The 20,513-nt window shown below is 67.7% G+C and carries 24 protein-coding genes; 12 read left to right on the top strand and 12 right to left on the bottom strand.

The annotated features are described in order from the left end of the window. The first annotated feature begins 62 nt into the window (after positions 1–62). A complete protein-coding gene (locus ABD301_RS21420) occupies positions 63–944 on the top strand; it encodes an LLM class flavin-dependent oxidoreductase (RefSeq protein WP_344312078.1) in 882 nt (293 codons plus the stop codon). Here the strand turns inward: ABD301_RS21420 and ABD301_RS21415 are convergent. Continuing rightward, the gene (locus ABD301_RS21415) at positions 937–1,647 is read right to left on the bottom strand and encodes a hypothetical protein (RefSeq protein ID WP_163573044.1); all 711 of its coding nucleotides are present in this window, start codon (positions 1,645–1,647) and stop codon (positions 937–939) included. The two genes, ABD301_RS21420 and ABD301_RS21415, sit on opposite strands and share 8 nt — an antisense overlap. A gap of 136 nt (positions 1,648–1,783) precedes the next feature. On the opposite strand from ABD301_RS21415, the gene rpiA reads away from it, so the two are divergent. Then, positions 1,784–2,488: a ribose-5-phosphate isomerase RpiA gene (gene rpiA / locus ABD301_RS21410; protein ID WP_344312076.1), complete on the top strand. Its 705-nt coding sequence runs from the start codon at positions 1,784–1,786 to the stop codon at positions 2,486–2,488. Positions 2,489–2,583: 95 nt separating this feature from the next. Here rpiA and ABD301_RS21405 read toward each other — a convergent pair whose 3' ends face one another. Next, positions 2,584–3,489, bottom strand: coding sequence for a MerR family transcriptional regulator (locus ABD301_RS21405; RefSeq protein WP_163573045.1), 906 nt, complete (start codon positions 3,487–3,489; stop codon positions 2,584–2,586). A 44-nt stretch (positions 3,490–3,533) separates the two neighbouring features. Between ABD301_RS21405 and ABD301_RS21400 the strand changes: the two genes are divergently transcribed. Further along, entirely contained in the window at positions 3,534–4,271 is a 738-nt protein-coding gene (locus ABD301_RS21400) for a maleylpyruvate isomerase family mycothiol-dependent enzyme (protein ID WP_344312074.1), read from the top strand. A gap of 99 nt (positions 4,272–4,370) precedes the next feature. Here the strand turns inward: ABD301_RS21400 and ABD301_RS21395 are convergent, their stop codons facing one another. Beyond that, on the bottom strand, positions 4,371–5,126 hold the full coding sequence (locus ABD301_RS21395; protein WP_279582867.1) for an SDR family NAD(P)-dependent oxidoreductase: 756 nt from the start codon (positions 5,124–5,126) through the stop codon (positions 4,371–4,373). Between the two features lie 193 nt (positions 5,127–5,319). On the opposite strand from ABD301_RS21395, the gene ABD301_RS21390 reads away from it, so the two are divergent. The 3 genes from ABD301_RS21390 (at position 5,320) to ABD301_RS21380 (ending at position 6,983) form a co-directional block, all read left to right on the top strand. Continuing rightward, entirely contained in the window at positions 5,320–6,153 is an 834-nt protein-coding gene (locus ABD301_RS21390; protein WP_163573047.1) for a helix-turn-helix transcriptional regulator, read from the top strand. 84 nt (positions 6,154–6,237) lie between these two features. Further along, positions 6,238–6,657, top strand: coding sequence for an organic hydroperoxide resistance protein (locus ABD301_RS21385; RefSeq protein WP_163573048.1), 420 nt, complete (start codon positions 6,238–6,240; stop codon positions 6,655–6,657). A gap of 11 nt (positions 6,658–6,668) precedes the next feature. Further along, the gene (locus ABD301_RS21380) at positions 6,669–6,983 is read left to right on the top strand and encodes a putative quinol monooxygenase (RefSeq protein ID WP_344312073.1); all 315 of its coding nucleotides are present in this window, start codon (positions 6,669–6,671) and stop codon (positions 6,981–6,983) included. Between the two features lie 47 nt (positions 6,984–7,030). On the opposite strand, the gene ABD301_RS21375 is transcribed toward ABD301_RS21380, so the two are convergent. From ABD301_RS21375 to ABD301_RS21360, 4 genes are all read right to left on the bottom strand, one after another. Continuing rightward, positions 7,031–8,191, bottom strand: coding sequence for a phosphatidylinositol-specific phospholipase C1-like protein (locus ABD301_RS21375; RefSeq protein WP_344312071.1), 1,161 nt, complete (start codon positions 8,189–8,191; stop codon positions 7,031–7,033). 99 nt (positions 8,192–8,290) lie between these two features. Further along, positions 8,291–8,827, bottom strand: coding sequence for a DinB family protein (locus ABD301_RS21370; RefSeq protein ID WP_163573050.1), 537 nt, complete (start codon positions 8,825–8,827; stop codon positions 8,291–8,293). A gap of 69 nt (positions 8,828–8,896) precedes the next feature. After that, on the bottom strand, positions 8,897–9,997 hold the full coding sequence (locus ABD301_RS21365; protein WP_163573051.1) for a Gfo/Idh/MocA family protein: 1,101 nt from the start codon (positions 9,995–9,997) through the stop codon (positions 8,897–8,899). After that, complete coding sequence (locus ABD301_RS21360) at positions 9,994–10,590, bottom strand: sugar phosphate isomerase/epimerase family protein (protein WP_344312069.1); 597 nt, start codon at positions 10,588–10,590, stop codon at positions 9,994–9,996. The genes ABD301_RS21365 and ABD301_RS21360 overlap by 4 nt, the downstream gene beginning before the upstream one ends. A gap of 252 nt (positions 10,591–10,842) precedes the next feature. Between ABD301_RS21360 and ABD301_RS21355 the strand changes: the two genes are divergently transcribed. Further along, positions 10,843–12,030: an ROK family transcriptional regulator gene (locus tag ABD301_RS21355; RefSeq protein WP_344312068.1), complete on the top strand. Its 1,188-nt coding sequence runs from the start codon at positions 10,843–10,845 to the stop codon at positions 12,028–12,030. Here the strand turns inward: ABD301_RS21355 and ABD301_RS21350 are convergent. From ABD301_RS21350 to ABD301_RS21335, 4 genes are all read right to left on the bottom strand, one after another. Further along, positions 12,027–12,554 carry a YcxB family protein gene (locus ABD301_RS21350; RefSeq protein WP_344312067.1) on the bottom strand — a complete coding sequence of 176 codons (528 nt, stop codon included), beginning with the start codon at positions 12,552–12,554 and terminating at the stop codon, positions 12,027–12,029. The two genes, ABD301_RS21355 and ABD301_RS21350, sit on opposite strands and share 4 nt — an antisense overlap. A gap of 383 nt (positions 12,555–12,937) precedes the next feature. After that, positions 12,938–13,546: a TetR/AcrR family transcriptional regulator gene (locus tag ABD301_RS21345; RefSeq protein WP_163573055.1), complete on the bottom strand. Its 609-nt coding sequence runs from the start codon at positions 13,544–13,546 to the stop codon at positions 12,938–12,940. 36 nt (positions 13,547–13,582) lie between these two features. After that, complete coding sequence (locus ABD301_RS21340) at positions 13,583–14,563, bottom strand: aldo/keto reductase (RefSeq protein WP_344312066.1); 981 nt, start codon at positions 14,561–14,563, stop codon at positions 13,583–13,585. Between the two features lie 42 nt (positions 14,564–14,605). After that, complete coding sequence (locus ABD301_RS21335) at positions 14,606–15,379, bottom strand: helix-turn-helix transcriptional regulator (RefSeq protein WP_344312065.1); 774 nt, start codon at positions 15,377–15,379, stop codon at positions 14,606–14,608. A 164-nt stretch (positions 15,380–15,543) separates the two neighbouring features. Between ABD301_RS21335 and ABD301_RS21330 the strand changes: the two genes are divergently transcribed. From ABD301_RS21330 to ABD301_RS21310, 5 genes are all read left to right on the top strand, one after another. Further along, positions 15,544–16,128: an SHOCT domain-containing protein gene (locus tag ABD301_RS21330; protein WP_344312063.1), complete on the top strand. Its 585-nt coding sequence runs from the start codon at positions 15,544–15,546 to the stop codon at positions 16,126–16,128. A 76-nt stretch (positions 16,129–16,204) separates the two neighbouring features. Continuing rightward, positions 16,205–17,596, top strand: coding sequence for an amidase (locus ABD301_RS21325; protein ID WP_344312062.1), 1,392 nt, complete (start codon positions 16,205–16,207; stop codon positions 17,594–17,596). Next, positions 17,593–18,159, top strand: coding sequence for a TetR/AcrR family transcriptional regulator (locus ABD301_RS21320; protein ID WP_344312061.1), 567 nt, complete (start codon positions 17,593–17,595; stop codon positions 18,157–18,159). The genes ABD301_RS21325 and ABD301_RS21320 overlap by 4 nt, the downstream gene beginning before the upstream one ends. A 122-nt stretch (positions 18,160–18,281) precedes the next feature. After that, entirely contained in the window at positions 18,282–19,118 is an 837-nt protein-coding gene (locus ABD301_RS21315) for a phytanoyl-CoA dioxygenase family protein (RefSeq protein WP_344312059.1), read from the top strand. After that, entirely contained in the window at positions 19,115–19,402 is a 288-nt protein-coding gene (locus ABD301_RS21310) for a hypothetical protein (protein ID WP_344312057.1), read from the top strand. Before ABD301_RS21315 ends, ABD301_RS21310 begins: the two co-directional genes overlap by 4 nt. A 285-nt stretch (positions 19,403–19,687) precedes the next feature. On the opposite strand, the gene ABD301_RS21305 is transcribed toward ABD301_RS21310, so the two are convergent. Then, complete coding sequence (locus ABD301_RS21305; protein ID WP_344312055.1) at positions 19,688–20,449, bottom strand: glucose 1-dehydrogenase; 762 nt, start codon at positions 20,447–20,449, stop codon at positions 19,688–19,690. Positions 20,450–20,513 lie beyond the last annotated feature (64 nt).

The following is a 20,513-nucleotide window of genomic DNA, read 5'->3' as shown; positions in this document are numbered from 1 at the left end:
GATCTGGCGGAAATGCGACGATGATGTGACGCACTTGTTTGGCCGAATGCCATCCCGTAAGAATGATCTCTGTGACTAAACTTGGTGCGGTCTTTAGGCCGCAGTTGGCTCCTGAACGGCTGCCGGCGGTGGCGGGTGCGGCGAACGACGCGGGCTTGGCAGAGCTCTGGTTGTGGGAGGACTGTTTTTTCCAGGCCGGCATGGCGAGCGCGGCCGCCGCGCTGGCTGGCACCGATCGGTTGCGAGTGGGCGTCGGGGTCCTTCCGGTCCCGATGCGCAATGTGGCGATGACCACGATGGAGATCGCCACCCTGGAACGGCTTTTCCCGGGCCGGTTCATTCCTGGAGTGGGTCACGGCAATCAGGAGTGGATGGCGCAGGCCGGGGTGAAGGTGGCATCGCCGATGACGTTGCTGCGGGAAAATCTCGCGGCGATGCGGGCGTTGTTGCGCGGCGAGCGGGTGACCACCGACGGTCGCTATGTGCAGCTGACCGACGTGGCGCTGGACTGGCCGCCGGCGTCCGCGCCGCCAGTTTTCGTGGGTGCCACCGGGCCCCGGTCGTTGCGGCTGTCCGGTGAAGCGGCCGATGGAACTGTGCTGGATGCCAGCAGTCGCCCCGATATTGTCCGCCGGGCCCGCGCGCTGATCGACGAAGGACGCGCCACCGGCGGTCGGGAGGACCGCCACGAACTGACCGTCTACCTGCACGCGGCCACCGGGCCGGACGCGTCCGCGCGGATCCAGGCCGAGCTGGCACGCTGGAATGAGCCCCCGGTACCGGAATATCAGGACGGCGTGAGCGCGAAAACCGTGGCGGCGGCCGTACGAGCGGTGGCCGATGCCGGTGCTGACACGGTGATTCTCCAGCACACCGCCGACGAGCCGGACCCGGAAGGCTTCGTACGTTTCGTGGCCGAGGAAGTCCGCCCGCTGGTTAGCTGAAAACCCAGCGATACCAGGCGTGTACGACATCGGTGCTGGCGAACCACAGTGGATGCTGGTCGTCCTCTTCCAACCGCGGATCCGGATCCCAGGCGGTGCTGACGCACACCATCAGCCCGCCGCGTTCTTGGACCAGACCAGCGAAAGTGTCGTCGACGGTCGCGCTCCAGCGCTGTTTTCCGGGGCCTCTCATGATGATCTCGTCCATGAAAGCCTCGCAGGTGAGCGCCGGGTCGGGCTCCAGCCGTTGCTTGTTTTCGCTGTCCATCCGGCGAAAACCGGCGGTCTCGAAATCGTCGAGGTCGGCGATCCGCCAGCCGCCCTCGCTGCGCCGCAGCCGTACGATCGCATGCCCGGGATGGATCAGCACGAAAGGCACGAACCGCTGGCCGGCGCCGTTTTCGTCCAGATACGTGCTGGGCACCAGACGACCCACCGCGGAGCTGGAGAACAGATCGGTCGGGGCGGCGACCGCGGCCGGATCGGCGCTCACCTGGGCCGGTTGGCAGTCCGCGTGGAACGCGACGGTGACCACCAGGTCGTCCGAAACGCCAACGCTGGCCGAGAGCGGCCGGCCGTCGAAGGGTTCCTTGCAGCGCGGGCAATAACCGCTGGCGCAGACCCGGTCCCGGACCCGGAGGGTGCCCTCCGCGCCGAGCAGCTCGGACGCTTCGGCGGGGAAAACCAGGTCGGGCACGGCCATGGCGTCACCGTACTGGCCGCTGGCCGGTGATTCGCGGCTCACATCATCGGTACGTTCTGCGCATTTCCCGCTGACCGGCCGCCAGGCCCACACGGTACGGTCGAAGCACAACGGAAATCGACGGGCTGGAGCGGCAGTGGGGGATCAGGACGACGCCAAGCGGGCGGCCGGGGAGCGGGCCATCGCCGAATACCTCGCCGACGGCCTGCGGGTGGGGCTCGGGTCCGGCACCACGTCCCACTGGTTCGTACGATCGCTGGCCCAGCCGGTGCGGGACGGCCTCGACATCGTCGGGGTGGTGACCTCAACGTCCACTTTGGACGTGGCGACCGAGGTCGGCGTACGGGTGGCGGATCTCAACGAGGTGCCCGAACTCGACATCACCATTGATGGCGCCGACGAGATCGACCCGAGCGGAAACATGATCAAGGGCGGCGGCGCGGCCCTGCTGTGGGAGAAAATCGTCGCCACCGCGTCAAAGAAGATGATCGCGGTGGTGGACGACAGCAAGGTGGTGGAAAAACTGGGGAAGTTCCCGCTGCCGATCGAGGTGGTGCCGTTTGGCTGGCGAAGCACCGAACGGCACCTGCGGGCCGTTTTCGCCGAATTCGGCTATTCGGACGTACGACTGGAGATTCGCTTGAAAGACGGTGAATATCTGCGTACCGACAGCGGGCACTACATCCTTGACGCGTATTTGGAGGAAATTGCCGACCCGCCGGCGCTGGCGGCCAGGTTGAACCCGATCCCGGGGGTCGTCGAACACGGTCTTTTCATCGGCATCGCCGCCGCCACCGTGATCGGCCACCCGGACGGAACCAGCGAAATCCGGGAATTCTAAGGGAAAACCGGCAAGCGTCATGCATGACGCATGCCTCGAAGGCGCCGCTGAGCACGTTAAGTCTCCTGTTCGTGTGGTTCAGGGCAGTGGCGCGGTCAGCTGACCGAGCCGTCCAGGGCGTCGAGCAGCCAGGTGTGGGTGACACCGACCGGCGCAGGTTCGCCGGTGATCTCGCCGGCGAGATGCCAGTAGCGGCGCAACCGCGGGTGCCGGTCGGCGGCGGTGCGCCGGTTCAACACGCGCCGGAACTCCGGGGTGTCGCCGGTGCCGAGCGCGGCGGCGTGGGCCGCGACAAACAGGTCGAGTGCGGGCCCCGGTTCCGGTCGAGCTCCGGCCGCCACCTGCCCGAACGCCAGCTCGCAGGCGGCGCCGACGGCGGCGTGGAGAGCGCCGAGGTCGGCGATGCGGTCGTGGTTGACGAGCGTGCTGGCCCGCAGTTGGGTCGCGAGCGTGCGGTCGGTGGCGAGCAGAACTAGCTCGGCGTACGCGACCACCTGCGCTGGGGTCGGCAGCTCTGGCGGCCGCGGCGCGCTGATGTCGAGGAACATGCGGGCCGTGTCCGGTGGGATCGGTCCGGTGGTCATCGGGTGCCAGAGGCGGACGAGGGCGTCGTGCGCGGCGAACCCGTCCGCCACCGCCGACAGCAGTTCCAGCCGGGCGGCGCGGTCAGTGGGCGGGGCCTGCTCGACCGCGCGGAGCATCGAGCGTCGCCAGCCCAGCGTCGCCACCTCGCGGTCGAGCGCGGCGCGCTCGGCGGCCACGGCGTCGTCGAGGGACCGCTGTCCGGCCAGGACTTCCATGATCGACTGCAGGCTCAGTCCGAGCCCGCGCAGCCGCCGGACCAGGTTCAGGCGGCTGACTGCGGCCGGGTCGAATCGGCGGTGTCCACCGACGCTACGCGCGGGCGACAGCAGCCCCTCGTCGCTGTAGAAGCGGATCGTACGGACCGGCACGCCGGTCCGCCGCGCCAGGTCGCCGATCCCGAGTGTGTCGTCGGTCACTGTCGGTTGAATCTCCAGTCGAGTGGAGTGTTTACGGTACGGCCATGGATACCGCACGACTTGTCGAGGGACTGCACGAGCACACCGCCGGGTTCGCAAAGGCGGTGGCCGGCGTCGACCCGGAGGCCCGGGTGCCCACCTGTCCGGAGTGGCCGCTGCGGGTGCTGGTCGGACACATTGGCCAGGCACACCGCTGGGCGGCGGACATCGTCCAGGCCGGGCCGACCCCGGTTCCGGAACCGTTCGACGCGGACCCCGGCTCGCCCGGCGAGTGGTCCAACTGGCTGCATGAGGGCGCCGCGGACCTCACCGACGCGGTGCTGACTGCCGCCGAAGATCCGGTGTGGACGTTCTTCGGCCCGCGACCGGCGACGTTCTGGCTGCGCCGGATGCTCCACGACACGACCGTGCACCACGCGGACGCGGCGTTCGCCACCGGCACCGCATTCGAGGTGGCGCCGGACCTCGCGGCCGACGCGATCAGCGAGTGGCTGGAGCTGCTGTCCGATCCGGTCACGCCGACGCTGAAACCGGCCTTCTCAGCACTGCGCGGCACCGGCCAGACCCTCCAGCTCCGCCCCGACACGGGATTGGGCTGGCTGATCACCCGCACTCCCGACGGCGTGCGGTGGGTGCGCGCCACGGACACCGCAGACGCGACACTGGCCGGTCCCATCGGGCAGCTGTTGTTGGTACTCACCCGACGGCTGCCGGCCGGCCAGGTCACGATCACCGGCGACCGCGACCTGGCCGACCACTGGCTGGAGCACACGGCGGCGTAAGAAATCCCCCTGCGAGCTCTTGGTGAAGCTTTCACAGGGCTGACCCTGCGGCCGCCGAGAACGGTTGCATCCCGCCGACGGTAACGAACCAGCGCGGTTTCAGCTGAAGTCGGTGCCGGAGCCGACGTGTCGCCAGGCGTCGAGTTCGGTGCGTACGTACGTGAGCTTGGTCTCCACCCGGGCGATGCTGTCCGGGCCGAGCTGCAGCCGCAGTGGCGGGTTGTTGGCGTGCGCGAGCTCGACAATGGCCTCGGCGGCCTTGCCCGGGTCGCCGGCCTGCCGGCCATCTGCCGCGATCAGCGTTCGCCGGGCGACACCCGCGGTCCCGTCGTAGTCGGGCAGCGTCACGGCCGCCGGACGGATGCTTTCCGGGGTGAGGAAGTCGGTACGGAACGCGCCTGGTTCCACCACGGTGACCCGGATCCCGAGCGGCCCGACCTCGCCGGCCAGCGATTCGGTGATCGCCTCGACGGCGAACTTGGTGGCCGCGTACAAGCCGGACCCCACGCCGGCGGCGAACCCGCCGATGGAGCCGATGTTGATGATGTGCCCGGACCGCTGTTCGCGCAGGACAGGCAGCACGGCTTTGGTCACCGTGACCAGCCCGAAGACGTTGACGTCGAACATGTCCCGCGCCTCGGCGTCCGAGGTCTCCTCGACCGCGCCGAGCACGCCGTAGCCGGCGTTGTTGACGAGCACGTCGATACGCCCGAATCTTGCGACAGCGGCCTCCACGGCCGTTTGCGCTTGCGTTGGATCGGTCACATCCAGCTCGACGACTTCCAGGTTTTCGTTGCTGGGTCCGTCAAAAACGGCCTTACGGGCGGTCGCGACCACCTGGTCGCCGCGGTGCAACGCGGCGAGCGCGAGGTCCCGGGCCGAGTCCGCGGGAGGTGCCGGTGATGAACCAGACTGACATGGGGTGTCCCTTTCGATGATTGCTCGCAGGTCCGACCGTACGAGCCGAAACGGGCTCCGGCCTGGGCACGTTGTTCCTGGGTGCGGCACACCCAGGCAGGGACCGGCACGCGGACGTACGCTCAGGTGCGTGACGACCAGCAACCACCTTGGGGAGTTCCTGCGGGCCCGCCGGGCCCAGGTCTCGCCGGCGGCGGCCGGCCTGCCAGTGACCGGGCGGCGCCGGGTCGCGGGCCTGCGCCGGGAAGAGGTCGCGATGTTGGCCGGCATGAGCGCCGACTACTACACACGGCTGGAGCAGGGCCGCGAGCAGCATCCGTCCGAGGCCGTCCTGGACGCGTTGGCCAAGGCGCTGGAGCTGGAGTCGGAGGCCCGGAGTTACCTGCATTCGGTGGCTGCCGCGGGCGTACGGCTGCACCCGAAGCGGCCCGACCGGGAGCCGGTCAGCCCGATGCTGCTGAGCCTGATCGACCAGTGGCGCGACACCCCGGCCCTCATTGTCGACCGGTTGCTGAATGTGGTCGCCGGCAACCAACTCGGCCAGGCGTTGCATGCCGGCTATCGGTACAGCGACAGCCTCACCAGGTTCGTTTTCCTGGAAGAGGCGGCAAAAGCGTATTACGACGACTGGGAATACACCGCGCGCCGGACGGTGGCCGCACTGCGCAGTGCCGCCGGAGCGGATCCGGACGACCCCGAGCTGGTCGCGCTGGTCGGCGAGCTTTCGTTGGGAAGCAACGAGTTCCGCCAGCTCTGGGCGGGCGCCGAGGTGCGCCGCAAGACCCGCGCGCGGGTCACGCTGCACCACCGTGAGGTTGGCACTGTGCATCTGCTCTACGAATCGCTGACCATCAACGCCTCGCCCGACTACGAGCTGAAGATCTACCAAGCGGTGCCGGACACCGGTACGGCCGATGCGCTGGCGCTGCTCGGAAGCCTCGCGGCCGCGTCCGTCGCGGACTGAGTCGTACGCCACGGCACAAGATGCGACTCGCCCTTGTTCCCATAGTGTGAGCAGGTCAGCCCTGCCGGAACGAAAGGGTGCGTCATGCCGGAAAAGATTCTCTACACAGCAGAGTCGTTGTCGACTGGAGACGGCCGCAACGGTCATGTCACGTCGTCTGACAAGCAGCTTGACCTCGACCTGGCGATGCCGCCAGCGATGGGTGGTACGGGTGAAGGCACCAACCCGGAGCAGTTGTTCGCGGCCGGTTACGCGGCCTGTTTCCACAGCGCGCTGCGGGTCGTCGCGCGCCGGGCCAGGGCCAATGTGGACGGTTCCGAGGTGACCGCCCAGGTCGGCATCGGTCCGGAGGGCCAAGCTTTCGGGCTGGCCGTGACGTTGATCGTGAAACTTCCGGGTGTGGAAGCCGAGAAAGCGCAGGAACTGACCGCGGCCGCGCACGAGGTCTGCCCGTATTCGCGTGCCACCAAGGGAAACATCACCGTCGACCTGAAGATCGCCTGAGAGGACCCGTCGTGCCCGTTGTCGTTGTTGCTTTGCTGCATCCCAAGCCCGAACATCGTGATGAGGTCCGCGAGATTCTCACCAGCATTGTCCCGAAGGTGCACGCCGAGGACGGCTGTCAGCTCTATTCGCTGAACGAGGACGCCGACGGGTTCGTGATGATCGAACAGTGGGTCAGCCAGGAGGCGTTGACCAAGCACGGTGGCCTGCCCGCGCTGGCCGAGATGAACGTGGCGCTGAAAGGAAAAATGGCGAAGCCGGTGGACCTGCGGTTCCTGTCCCCGGTGCCGGCCGGCGATCCCTCGCACGGTCAAGTCAGGTCCTGAGAAAAACCGGAACGGCGCGGACTTTCCGCGCCGTTCCAGCTGTTTCTTTAGCCTGCCAGGTCCAGCGGCTGGTACGCGCAGAAGCGTGGCGCCGACACCGGATCGCAGCGCGCCGGTACGCGTCCGGGCAGTGGGGCCACGTAATCGCTGCCATAGCGGGCCGAGAGTCCGGCGATCGGGAAGTCCGTACTGACGACTTGGGCGCCGCTGGCCAGCGCGGCCTGTAGCCGCGCGGTGCTGCCGGTGGAGGCGGCGTCGAAAGGCTCATCCGCACGCGTACGAACGAAATATCCGCGCCGGACCCAGTCCTGGATGTGCGCGGTGTTCGGGCCGGTCGGGTCGTTCTGCTCCAGGAAAGCCGCGTCGGCGCGGCCGGGCGCGGAGTCGGTGAACAGCACCCGGCCCTGCAGGCTCGGCCTGCCGTCCAGGTAGGGCGCCTGCTGTTGCGGGTCCTTGTTGTCCATCAGGAAGAGAAACTTTCCGCGCGACTGCGCGAGAGTTGGCCAGCCGTACCGAAGCACCGACTGTTCCAGGGTGAGACCAGGCCGCCGGATGGTGTCGGGCGTGATCAGTTGGTTCGTTGGGATGACCGAGCGGATTTCGCTGTCCAGATCGGCGAAACGTTTGGTGTCCCATGGTGGGCTCTTCGGACCGCCGCGGGCCTCCATCGCCGGGTCGGTTTGTTTTAGTTCGATCAGCACGACAATCGGCACGTGCCCAGGGTGGGCGTCTGACCAGCCCTTGGTTTGGCTGAGACATTTCACCAGCGTGGCGCAGGAATTGTTGTAGTCGTGGTCGGCCCAGTGCATGATTTTGATGCCTGGCTTGGCCATGTCCGGGTCGGTGAGCGGCCCGAGGCCGGCATCGGTGCGTACCAAAGGATGCGTGTAGAGGCCACCGGCGTCGCTGTCCGGCATCACGTCCAGCTCGATCTGGCGGACCGACTCGGACGCGAACTGCACTGGCAGCGAGGCGTGCGAATACCAGAGATTCCACGCGTTCTGGTCGGTCTTGGTCTGCTCGACCTTTTCCGCCCAGGTCAGCTCGCGGTGGTAGCTGTTGTGGGTGCCGATGACCTGGACCTGGTTCAGTCGTACGCCGAGGTCGACGGATGGCTGGCCGGCGGCCGGCGCGGCGGCCGCCAGCGAGCCGGCGCACGCGGCGAGGGCGCCGGCGACCGCGATCAGGCGAAGACCGGTGAAGCGCATGAAAGCTCCTCATTCGTGGGCATAACCCGATCCTGTCGTACGCACATGATCGACAGGCGAAGGGAGCAACAAAGAAGGACGAAATCGGCCAACAGGCTATTACCGTAAGGAACGGTTTCCTGTCACGTCGTAGAGGTGGTGGACCGGGTCGTGGGCCAGATAGCGGGCGAAGGTTTCGGTGGTGAAATCCGAGCCGTCGCTGCGATGGCAGGTCCGCTGCCACTGCGGGCCGGTCACTGCGTCGAAACCGGCGGCCAGCTTTTCGGCATTGCTCACCAAATCCGCGGCCACTGTAGCCGGTTCCTGTTCCTCGTAGCGATCTTCCACCGCGGTCGCGTCCTGGTCCCAGTCCGGAAAGGTCGGGTCGTCCTTGGTGAGGATCAAGTCAAGCCGGCCAGCGAAAATACCGAAAACGTCTCGTACGTGACAGCCGTACTCCAGCGCCGACCAGACCTGCGGCGACGGGCGTTCGCGGACTTTTTCGGACGCTGTCAGCACGGTGTGCCAGGCGGTGGCGTTGTCGCGTAGGAGCTGGCCAACCGCGGTCGGTGGCAGGTCGCGGGTGTCGAATCCGCAGTCCGGGCAGTCGCGGCCCAGCACCCAGGTCCAGTTCTTGGTGTCCGGAGGAATCGTCATGCCCAGGACGTTAGGGCCTGGTCACCAGCGCCCGCCCTCGAGAAACTGCCATCTGTGCGCGATCCACGGTCAGCTGAGGGTGCGCTCGCAGGGGTTCCAGTCGGCCGGCAGCGCCGCCGGTCTGTCCACTGTGGAGGTCAGGGTGCGAAAGTCGACGTGCTCAGTGGAGTCCAGGATCGCGCTCATCGCTTCCAAAACGTGCATTCCCAGCGCACCGGACGCCCGCGGCGGTTGACCGGTCCGCACCGCCCGGGCGAGGTCCAGCACCCCGAGGCCACGGCCGGCGACATGTCCCTTGACCGGCACCTCATGCCAGTCGGCGGAGCCTCGCGCGTACGCCCGCACCGGACCGCCGAAGGTGTTCGGGTCGGGCAGCTTCAGCACCCCCTCGGTGCCGGTGATCTCCAGGGAAACCAGCGGTGCCGCCGAGTCGAAACTGAAGGTGGCGCTGGCGCTCGGGCCGGCCGCGAAATCGAGCAGGGCGATCACGTGGGTATCGACCTCGACCTCGAAGCGGGTGTCCTTCAACGGCCCCGAGCCGACTGTCCGCCACGGTTGCGCGCGCCGGCCGAGGCCGGCCACTTGGGCGATCGGTCCGAGCGCGGCGACCAGCGCGGTCAGGTGGTAGGGGCCGATGTCGAACAGCGGGCCGGCGCCTTGCTGGTAAAGGAAAGCAGGGCTCGGATGCCAGCGCTCGGGGCCGGGGCCCCGGGTGATGAGCGCCGCCGCGACTGGCTCGCCAATCGCGCCGGATTCCACCACCTGGATCGCCGATTGCAGGCCGGAGCCCAGAAAAGTGTCCGGGGCGGATCCGACCAACAGCCCGCCCTCGGCCGCCATGGCGAGCGTTTTCGCGCCGTCCGCGGTGGTCATCGCCAGCGGTTTTTCGCCGTACACGTGCTTTCCGGCCGTGATCGCGGCCATCGCCACCTCGGCGTGCGCGGCCGGGATGGTGAGGTTGACGACGATCTCGACTTCCGGCAGCGCGAGAATCGTGTCGAGGTCACCGGAAGCTGGCACGCCGTGCTCGGCGGCCACCGCGGCGGCCCGGGCGGTGTCCAGGTCGGCGATCCCCAGCACCCGTACGTCCGGGAACGTGCTCAGGTTTTCCAGGTATTGCTTGCTGATCACCCCCGCCCCGACGAGGGCGACACCGACCGGTCCGGTCACGCCAGGCCCACCAAATAGTCGCGGCTGGCCGCGAGCGCCTGGAAAAGATCCGTCGCGCACTCGTCGAACTCGACGATCCGGGCCGCTTTCGGCGCGGCGGCGAGGATTTCCGGCACCGGCATCGCGCCAGTGCCGACCGCGACCTGCGGCTCGCCCTGGCGGACCGGGCCGTCCTTGACGTGCAACGCAAGCACCTTGTCGCCGAGCCGGGTCAGCAGCGCGGCCGGGTCGGCGCCGCCGACGGCGGCCCAGTAGGTGTCGATTTCCAGGAAAAGGCTGGGTTCCAGCAAGTCCGCCAGCAACTCCACGGCATGCCGGCCGTCGAAGGTTGGCTCGATTTCCCACCAGTGATTGTGATAACCGATCCTGATCTGGTGGCCGGCGGCCTTTTCGGCTATTCCATTGAGAATGTCGGCGGTTCGGCGCAGCCCGTCGAGGCTGCTGAACTCCTCGTGCGCGATGCCACCCGGGATGATCGCGAGGCTAGCGCCAACGGTGGCGATGTCGTCCAGCGTTTGCGACGTGAGCTCCGGTTCCTGCAGCAGTTTGTACGCGTGGGTGCTGGTCACGCCCAGCCCGAGCTGGTCGGCCACGCGGCGAAAACCCCGCGGATCCGCGGTCGGGTCCTACAGCTCGACGGCGTCGTACCCGATTTCCGCGAGCCGATGCAGGCAGCCGTCCCGGTCCGCGGCCATCTGCTCGCGAACACTGTAGAGCTGCACGCTCAACGAGCCAGCCATCAGTCATGTCCTCCGCTCGTGGTGATAAGAAAAAGCCTAGGTGCCATTCTTTAGGTTGCCAACCTTCCAGATTCGGCTACTTTCTGACCTAAATGGAGGTCGTCGATGGCGAGAGTGACCCGGCGCCAGCTCGCCGGGCTCAGTGAGCTGGCGCATTTGGTCGCGAGCGGCGCGGCCGTACGCCGGGCGGAGCTGGCGGCCGAAACCGGACTCTCCCGGGCCGCGGTGGCGCAGCGAGTGGATGTGCTGATCGCGCACGGGCTGCTGGTCGAGTCGAATCCGGCCCCTACGCCCCGAGGTCGCCCACCCAAGGCGCTGCGCCTCGCCACCGACACCGGCGTGGTGTGCGCGGTCGACCTCGGCGCCCGGCACTGTCGGCTGGCGGTGGCCGGCCTGGGCGGCGAGGTTCTCGCCGAGACCGCGGTGGCCCTGGACATCGGCATCGGGCCGCGCCGGGTGCTGACGCGGGTGTACGACCTGATCCGCGGCCTGCTCAAACGCGCTGGTCGACCGGTCGAGCAGGTGCTGGCCGTCAGCATCGGGGTGCCGGGCCCGGTTGAGGCCGCCACCGGAACGGTGGTCCGGCCGCCAATCATGGCCGGCTGGGACGGCTGTCGGGTGCCGGAGTTCTTCGCCGGCCGACTGTCCGCGAAGGTGCTGGTCGACAACGACGTGAACCTGATGGCGCTCGGTGAGTACGCGCACCGCCGGGACGACAGCTACCTGCTTTTTGTCAAGGTGGGCACCGGAATCGGCTGTGGCATCGTGACTGGCGGAACAGTCCACCGAGGCGCGGCCGGCGCGGCCGGCGACATCGGCCACCTCCGGTTGGCTGGCCACGACGACGTGCTGTGCCACTGCGGCAACACCGGCTGCCTGGAAGCCGTCGCGTCCGGCGCCGCGATCGCCGGCACCCTGCGCGCGGCCGGCCTCACCGCGTCCGGCGCGGAGGACGTCGTACGCCTGGTGACGGAGGGAAATCCGCTCGCTCGCCGGCAGGTTCGGTTGGCTGGCCAACGAATCGGCGAGGCACTCGCGTCAATTGTCAGCTTCTACAACCCGAATCGGATCGTTGTCGGCGGCAGCATTTCGCAGCTGCACGAGGATTTGCTCGCCGACATTCGGGGCGCGATCTACGCCCGCGCGCTGCCGCTTGCCACCCGTACGCTGACGATCGAAACGTCCGCCCTCGCTGAACGCGCCGGCCTGGAAGGGGCCCGCCACCTCGCCACCGACCATCTGCTCTCGCCGGCGGGCATCGAGCACCTGATTTCTGGCTCTGTGACTGCTTAGTTTGGCACACCCGTACTGGATGGCCAGGCCTGCCGGAGGCCGTGCCGGACCAGCAGATCGTGTAGATCTCTGGTGTCCTGCATCGACATCGACGCGCGCGGGATCCCGATCACGCCGGCCGGCACTGCCACCCGGAAAACGAACAGCGAGTCCGTGTGGGTCACCTTGCGAATGGACGTCCACGGATGTTGCTCGCGCCCGACCGGGGTGATTTCCTCGATGCCTCCTTCGGTGATTCGCACCGCCCACTGCCCGGCCGGCATCTTCGCGATCCGCCGCCACGCCACCGCGGCCCCGATCCGCACTCTGAAAAGCAGATAGCCGCCGAGAAGCACAAGAATCACACCGAAAAACAGCGACGAGCGCGCGCTGGGCACGAGTCCCGCCAACAGTGCTAAAACGCCGACGATGACTCCAACCGCGCCGACGATGCGGGACAGCCAGATGCGCTTTCCGGCATTTGCCCGTACGACTCCACGGAGAAAGGCGTGGTCCATCGGGATCTCGTAGCTGAGGTCGATCATCGACGTTCTCCTTATTTATGCCGTCATCAAGCCTTGGGTAGGCCAAACGGGAGGAAAAGCAAAAGCACGCTGACCGTGACAACAACGACACAAATGAGGAAGTGGAACTCGGGGTGGGTTGCCCATTGCACGTACGCCGGCCCCAACACCCCCAAAGCGATGATCACCACCCCGCCGGCAGGACGACGTGGCGACGACCAAACAAGCCCGTACTTGGTAGTCCGCATGGTAGCCGTCGCCAGGCCCATTTAGCGATGAAAAAGTCAGATTTCAGTAAAGCGGATCTGATGCCTGCTTCGGAGTTCGAACCGGCCTGGAGCTGGCTCTCGCGAGGGTGACGTTTCGGGGTGACAAATGAGGGCATTCCGGCCCGACCGCGCCAGTCAGAGGGCGTCTCGGCCGGCGACCAGGGCGAGAGTCGCCGAAACGGCCCGGTTGGCGGCATCGGTGACGGCGTCTTCGCCGGGGCCGAAAGCGCCGTCCAGCAACAAAGTGGCGTGGCCGTGGTACGTGGCGAGGACGGCGAGAGTGAGGTCTTTGCCGCTGTCGGGGCCGCCGCCGCAGAGGGTGTCGGTGGGTTGGCAGAGGGCCTCGACCAGCGGGGCGGCGGCTTTTTCCAGCTCGGGGCGGGTGGCTTTGTCCAGGCCGGCGGCAAAAAGGGCCTGGAAGAGGGCGCGGTGAGTGGCGGCGAAGCGTACGTACGCCTGTGCGCCGGCCGCCAGGCGTTCGGTGGGGGTGGTGAGGCCGTGGGTTTGGGCGGCCACCGCGGCGGCGAGTTGGGTGGCGGCTTGGGCGGCGACGGCGGCCAGCAGCGCGTCGCGGTCGGCGAAGTGGCGGTAGGGCGCGGCGACGGTGACGCCGAGGCGGCGGCTGGCTTCGGCGAGCGAGAAGCCGGCCACTCCGCGCTCGGCGATCAGGTCGACGGCGGTGTCGATCAGGGCGGCGGCCAGGTCACCGTGGTGGTATTGGCCTCGCTTCACCGCGCGTTTCATACGCTTAACTTTACGGACACCTCGCGGCCCGCGAACTCAGAGCGCACCACTGCGGCGAGAAGCGTCCGCGATCCCGGCCCGTTCGGTGGCGCTCAGCTGGACACTCATCGCGGCCGCCGCCTGGGTCGCCTGGTGCGGCTTGGACGCGCCCGGGATCGCCACGACGGTGTCGTCGTAATAGGTGACGAGCCAGCTGAGCGCGACCTGCGACAGCGACACGTCGTGCGCCTTCGCGACCGCCCGCAGCTCGTCGACCAGTGGCGTCGCCTGGGTGACCTTCTTGGCGAAACCACCGGCGATCCGGCGGACCCTGGTGAGCGATTCGACCGCCTGGGGGTCGTCGTGGAAACGGCCGGTGAGGATGCCGCTTTCCAACGGCGTGTACGCGATCAGCGTGACCCCGAGGCGGTTGGCCGCGGCCAGCACGCCGTTGGTCTCGATGTTCCGATGCAGGGCGTTGATCTTCACCTGGTTGGAAGCGAGTGTCAGGCCGTACGTGGCCAGCACGGCACTGGCCTGCTCCATCTGCGCGGCCGAGAAGTTGCTCACCCCGATGGACCGGATCCTGCTGTCCTTCGCCAGCTGCGCCATCGCCCTGACCTGCGCCGGGATCGAGGAGAAGCCGCCGTACGGGTGGTGGATCTGGTAGAGGTCGATCGGGTAGCCCTGCAGCGCGGCCAGCCGGGTGTCGATGGTGTTCCCGATGCTCGCGGCGGTGCGCAGCATCGGCGCCCATTTGGTGGCGACCAGCACGTCGCCGGGGTTGGCGCCGGCCGTCCGCAGCGCGGTCGTCAAGGCCCGCTCGGACTCGCCGCGCCCGTACATTTCCGCGGTGTCGAACCAGTTCACCCCGCCGTCGATGGCGGCACGTACGACGGCGGCGGACGCATCAGCGGTGATGCTCGGGTAGGCGGCGGTCACCATGCCCCGGTTCGCCATCTGCATCGTGCCGATGCCGATCGGGCTGATCTCGAGGTCGGTCCGGCCGAGCCGGCGGTGGGTCACGGCGCTCGTCATCGCAGATCCTCCATGTCAGATGCTTTTACATTGTGAATGACTCTAACATGTGTTTTCGCCAAAACGCAGCTGTCGAGGTGGTACGCCGAACTCGCGGCGGCAGGTCTTGTTGAAGGCCTGCAGGTCCGCGATGCCGACCGACGCGGCGATCGCCGGAATCGACATGGTGGTCTCGCGGAGCAGGTGACGGGCCCGCTCCATGCGCCGCTCCCGTACGTACGCGACCACCGTTTTTCCCATCTCTTCTTGGAAAAGTCTGGTCAAGTGATTGTGTGAGATGCCGGTTTCGCGGGCGATGTCGGCGACCGAGAGGGGACCCACCAACCGGGCCTCGATCAGCGCCACCGCCCGGGCCACCGCCACCGGCGCCGGGCCGGACTCGGCCGGCACGCCGCCCAGCCGGGCGACCCGCCACAGTGCCGCCCACACCTCAGCCGTCGCCCGTGCCGGCGACTGCGCGTACGCGGTCAGGGCTTGTCGCAGGTGCGCGGCGAGCGTCGGACTCTCGACGCCGGCCTCCTGCATGACAGGCACCTGCTGACGTTCGCCGGCTTCGGTGAGTCGCAGGTGTGCGTACAAATGGTCGGACGGCCCGCGATATCGGTAGTGGCTTTGTGCGGCCGGCGGCACCAGGCTGACCGAGCCGGGCCGGATCGGGTACGGGACGCCGTCGACGGACAGATCCGCGTCGTACGAGTAGAGATGCAGCGACCACAGCTCCGGCAGTCGGAAGGTGTCGGTGCGCCGGGCCGTTCCGTGCCGGCCGACGCCGATGTTGACGACCTCCGGTGGATGGTCCAATGGGATCGCGAGCATGGTGAAAAATTACCAGTGAAGGTGATCAGAGCCCACTGAAAAGCCCAACAAACCTGCGGACTACACCGACTTTGGGGTTCACCCTTGCGGTGCTTGATTTTACCGCTACACTGCGCTCGGCCGCCGAGCGGTGAGCCACCGGCAACGGGCAAGGAACGGGAAAAATGGGGCTGTTCGGGAAGAAAGCGGAGCCGTCCGGCGAGGCGCCACTGGAGACGTACAAGGTCGTCTACAAAGGCGGATTCGCGTCGCTGCCGAAGGCGAAGTCCGGCGAAATCAAATTTCTGCTGATGGCCGAGGAGTTTCAGCTGGAGCCGACCATCGGCAGCAAGTCATTCTGGAACCTCGTCCGGATCCCGTACGCCGCGGTCAACGACCTGCAGTTCGTGGTGCGCCAGGTGAGCACCGCCGAGTCGCTCATGAGCGGACTGGCCGGCCAACCCGACTCCGATCTCGCGCAGGCCAACAACATCCACCTCGACTACCTCGACGAAGCTGGGACTCAGGTGGTGCTGCGGTTGGAAATGCTCACCGGCATGACCGTGATGGGTCAGGCGAAGAAATGCCGAGAGCTTGAGGACAGGCTGCGCGTGCACGGCATCCGGGCCAAGTTTCGCGCCAAGGCGGCGCCGTCCGGCGGCGGTGACATCGCTGGCCAGATCGCGCAACTCGCCGCGCTGCGCGACCAGGGGGTGCTGACGCAGCAGGAGTTCGACGCCAAGAAGACGGAGCTGCTGGGGAGGTTGTAACCCGAGTCCGCCGGCCTGCGCGGGGAACCGAACCGGCGTATCGTTCGTTCGAACGAACGACTGCCGGAGGTGACTCATGCGACCGATCGTGACCGATGATGTGACCAGCGCGTTGCCGACGTTGGTGCAGCTGGTGGAGCAGCTGGCCGACCGACGTACGACGTCGGAAGTGCTGGTCGCGGAAGCGCTCGGGAAGATCGACGCGACGCAGGGGACGTTGAACGCGTTCCGAGTGGTACGGCACGCGGCGGCGATGGCCGAGGCGCGGGACGCGGATCGGCGGCTGGCAAGCGGTGAGCGGTTGCCACTGCTGGGGGTGCCGATCGCCATCAAGGACGACGTTGACATGGCCGGCGAGCCGACGGCTTTTGGTTGTGCGGGTGAGTTTCCGCCGGCTGACGCGGACTGTGAGGCGGTGCGACGGTTGCGTGCGGCCGGTGCCGTGATCGTTGGCAAGACCAACTCCTCGGAGCTGGGACAGTGGCCGTTCACCGAAGGGCCCGCGTTTGGCGCCACCCGCAACCCGTGGCATCTGGACCACAGTGCCGGCGGCTCCAGCGGCGGATCGGCGGCGGCGGTGGCGGCCGGGTTGGTGCCGGCGGCGGTGGGGTCGGACGGTGCCGGGTCAGTCCGGATCCCGGCGGCGTGGAATCACCTCGTCGGGATCAAGCCGCAGACCGGCCGGGTCCCCACCTGGCCACATCCGGAGCTGTTCAACGGTCTCACCGTGATCGGCCCGATCGCGCGTACGGTCGAGGACGCCGCGCTGCTCTTCGACGTCCTGGCCGGCACTGGCGAAACGTACGCGACAGCAGTGAAAACGACCCCGGAGAGGCTGCGCATCGGGTTGTCGTTCCGCATCCCGTACAGCATCGCGCCGGCCCGCCTGCATCCACAGATCCGGGCCGCGGTCGGCGGCCTGGCCGGTGCGCTGACCGCGCTCGGCCACCGGGTCGTGACGGCCGAGCCACGCTACGGCGCGATGGGGCTGGCGTTCCTGCCGCGTTCGCTGACCGGTGTGTACGAGTGGAGCCAGCGCGTCCCGGAGCGGCGGCTGCTCGACAAGCGCACCAGGGAAAACGGCCGCACCGGCTGGTTGCTCAGCGGTCCGGCGCTGAAGATGGCCCGTGCCGCGGACGCGCCGCTGCGCAGGCAGCTCGGCTCGATCTTCGCGGACGTCGACGTGGTGCTGACACCGACGACCGCGTTGCCACCGACCAGAATCGGGATGTTCGACGGGCTCAACAACTTCCACACCGACCGGCTGATGGTTGGTGCCTGTCCCTACACCTGGCCATGGAACGTGCTCGGCTGGCCGGGGGTCAACGTGCCGGCCGGCCGCACCAATGGTGGCCTGCCGATTGGCGCGCAGTTGCTTGGCCCGGCCGACAGCGAGCCGCTGCTGTTGTCGGTCGCCGCCGAGCTGCAGCGTTCCCGTCGCTGGGAGACGGTGAAGCCGCCAGCATGACCGTTGTGATGCCAGCCCGTGAAGCGATCCTGCGCGCCACGTTGCACATCATTGGCGAGCAGGGGGTGCCGGCGCTGACCAACCGCCGGATCGCCGCCGCGGCCGGGGTCTCGCTCGGTTCGCTGACCTATCACTTTCCCAGCCAGACCGATGTTCTGCGGGAAAGCATGCTGCTGTTCGCGCGCGAGGAGACGGCTCGGCTGGCGGCGATCGCGGAGCGAGCGGCCGGCGGCGCGCCGAGCCTGGCAGCGGCGGCGGCGACCGTCGAGCAGGTGCTGGAGTCTATGACGTTCGGTCGCGAGGACATCGCGCCGTTGGAGCTTTTCTTGCAGGCCGGCCGAGATCACGACCTGCGCGGCGCGGCGGCACAGTGTTTTGAAGCGTACGAACGGCTCGCGGTCACCGTGCTCACCGTTCTCCAGTTGCCGGACCCGGACCTGCTGGCCGGTCCGGTAGTGGCGCTGATCGCCGGCCTGCAGCTGCGCCGGCTGGCCACCGGCGACGTCGGCCGTACGCCGCCGGCGGTTGCGTTGACCATGCTGGTGGCCGGCGCGAGCGGGTGACAGCCGTGCTGGAGAGCTCGCGAGCATGGTGAAAAATTACCAGTGAAGGTGATCAGAGCCCACTGAAAAAGGCCAACTTCAGATTTAGCGTGGTCGTACCCGGACCACAAGAAGGAGGCCCGATGGAACGCAAGAACCTGCTCACCTCTGTCCAGATGGCGGAGTTCGTCTCGCACGGCGCGCTGCGGATGGACGCGGTCGTGCCGGCCGCACTGAATGCCCGGGCGATCGACGTTTTCACCGCCGGCATCGCGTCCGTGCCGTACGGCTCGACCGTCGACGAGGCCTTCCCGGTCGGCTCGTTCGTCCGCCAGTTGATTGACCTGCCGGCGGTGGCCGGGGCGATCCACAGCCTGGTCGGACCCGGTCCGACGATCGACCACCACCACGTACACATCCGGGAGCCGCACGGCGGCGAGGCGCAGCCACTGCACGGTGACGCGATTATCGACGTACGCCCCGATGCTTTCGACATGCAGCTGATGTACTACCCGCACGAGGTCACCGCCGACATGGGCGGCACGCTCAGCGTCCCCGGCAGTCATTTGCGGCGTACCAACGAATCCGACACCGGCCGCTACCAGAACCTGCGCGGCCAGACCCGGCTCACCTGTCCGGCCGGCACGATTGTCCTGCTGCACCACGGAATCTGGCACGGCGGCCGTCGCAATGACAGTGACATTCCGCGCTATATGTTCAAAATCCGTTTCAACCCGACGGTCCGTCAGGTCCGTCTCTGGAACACCGACGACCTCGACGACCCGGCTGTGACCGAACTGCTTGACACCCGTTTTCCTTGGTACGAAATGGCCACTGGCCGGTTGGAAATCTACCACCGGATCAAACTCTGGCGGGCGCTGACCGGCGACGAGACCTTCGACCTCGACTTCTGGGTCACCCGTGTCACCAACCGCCCCCGCCGCATCAGTCTCGCCACCCGTTCCGGAGGCCGCCGGTGACCACCGTCCGCCAACAGGTCCTCGTCCTCTACCTCGCCACGTCCGCCCTCGATGCCACCGTCGTCGGCTGGTCCCGCTACGACGGCACCGGCCAAACCAAACCCACCACCGGCGACAGCGACGGACCCCCGTACGAAACCGGCGTCGCCGCCCTCCAAGACGGCTGGCGACTGCTCCAGATGTCGCCGCTGCTCCCACCGCAGCCAGGTCACGAATACGACGTGTCCTTCCTTAAACACGAATTCCTCTTCGAAAAACTCGTGTCCCTCCCCGACACGCCGTAGCGGCCTGGGGTGCGGCGCGAAACTGTCGTACGCATGCTGTTTTCTAGCCCCCTCCCTTATTTGGGTGGGGGGTGGGTTAGAGGCCGGCTCGCCCGAAATTTTGTTGACTTTTCAAGAATTTTCCGCGCCTGGCGGGTGCGCCCAGCCTGGCACTCGCCGAACTTTTCGTGCGACTGGACGCCCCCGGCTCATCGACTGCAGGACAATATCCCGCACTCGACGTCGAGTGCGGGATATTGTGCCGCACTCAACGCCCAAGGTCGCCATCCGAAACAAAAACCGCGCCTAAGAGCGATAAATCGGGGCGCCGAAGGGGGAAGAAGTGGCTCCGCCGTCCACCACGATCTCGGCGCCGTCGACGCTCGACGAGTCATCCGAGGCGAGGAACAGGGCGGCCGCGGCGACCTCGGAAGGCTCGGCGAAGCGCTGGAGGGGGACGCTCCGGCTGATCCGTTCGCTGGCGGCGGCCAGTTGGGCCGCATCGCCCCAGATCGGGGTGCTGGTGCCGCCGGGGGTGACCTGGTTGACGCGGATGCCGCGGGGGGCCAGTTCGGCGGCGAGTACGCGGGTGATGGCGCGTACGGCGGCCTTGCTGGCGGCGTAGGCGCTGTAGCCGGGGGCGCCGAGGACGGCGTGTACGGAGCCGTTCAGGATTACCGAAGAACCCTCGCGCAGGTGCGGGGCAGCGACTTGGATGGTGCGGAAAACGCCGGTCACGTTGACGTCGAGGATTTGGCTGAATCGGGCGGCGGTGGTGGTGTCGAGCGGGGTCTGGCCGCCGATGCCGGCGTTGGCGAAGACGATGTCCAGGCCGCCGAACTCGGCGGCGGCCGCGTCGATGGCGGCGCGCAGGGCCGGTTCGTCGCTGGCGTCGGCGGCCAGCGCGATCGCGTTCTCGCCCAGTTCCTTCGCGGCCAGCGCCAGCGTCTCGGCGTTGCGACCGACGATCGCGACTCGCGCGCCTTCGGCCACGAACAGGCGGGCAGTGGCGAGGCCGATGCCGCTGTTGCCGCCGGTGATCAGCGCGGTTTTGCCGGTGAGTCTCATCGAAAATCTCCCTAGTGGTCAGCAGGTGCCACTGACGTTAGGAGGCTGAATATGAAAAGGCAAT

This window comes from Fodinicola feengrottensis (assembly GCF_039530045.1).
GTDB classification, from domain to species: domain Bacteria; phylum Actinomycetota; class Actinomycetes; order Mycobacteriales; family HKI-0501; genus Fodinicola; species Fodinicola feengrottensis.
The sequence above is the reverse complement of the archived record's forward strand: the minus strand, read 5'-3'. Positions and strand labels throughout refer to the sequence as shown.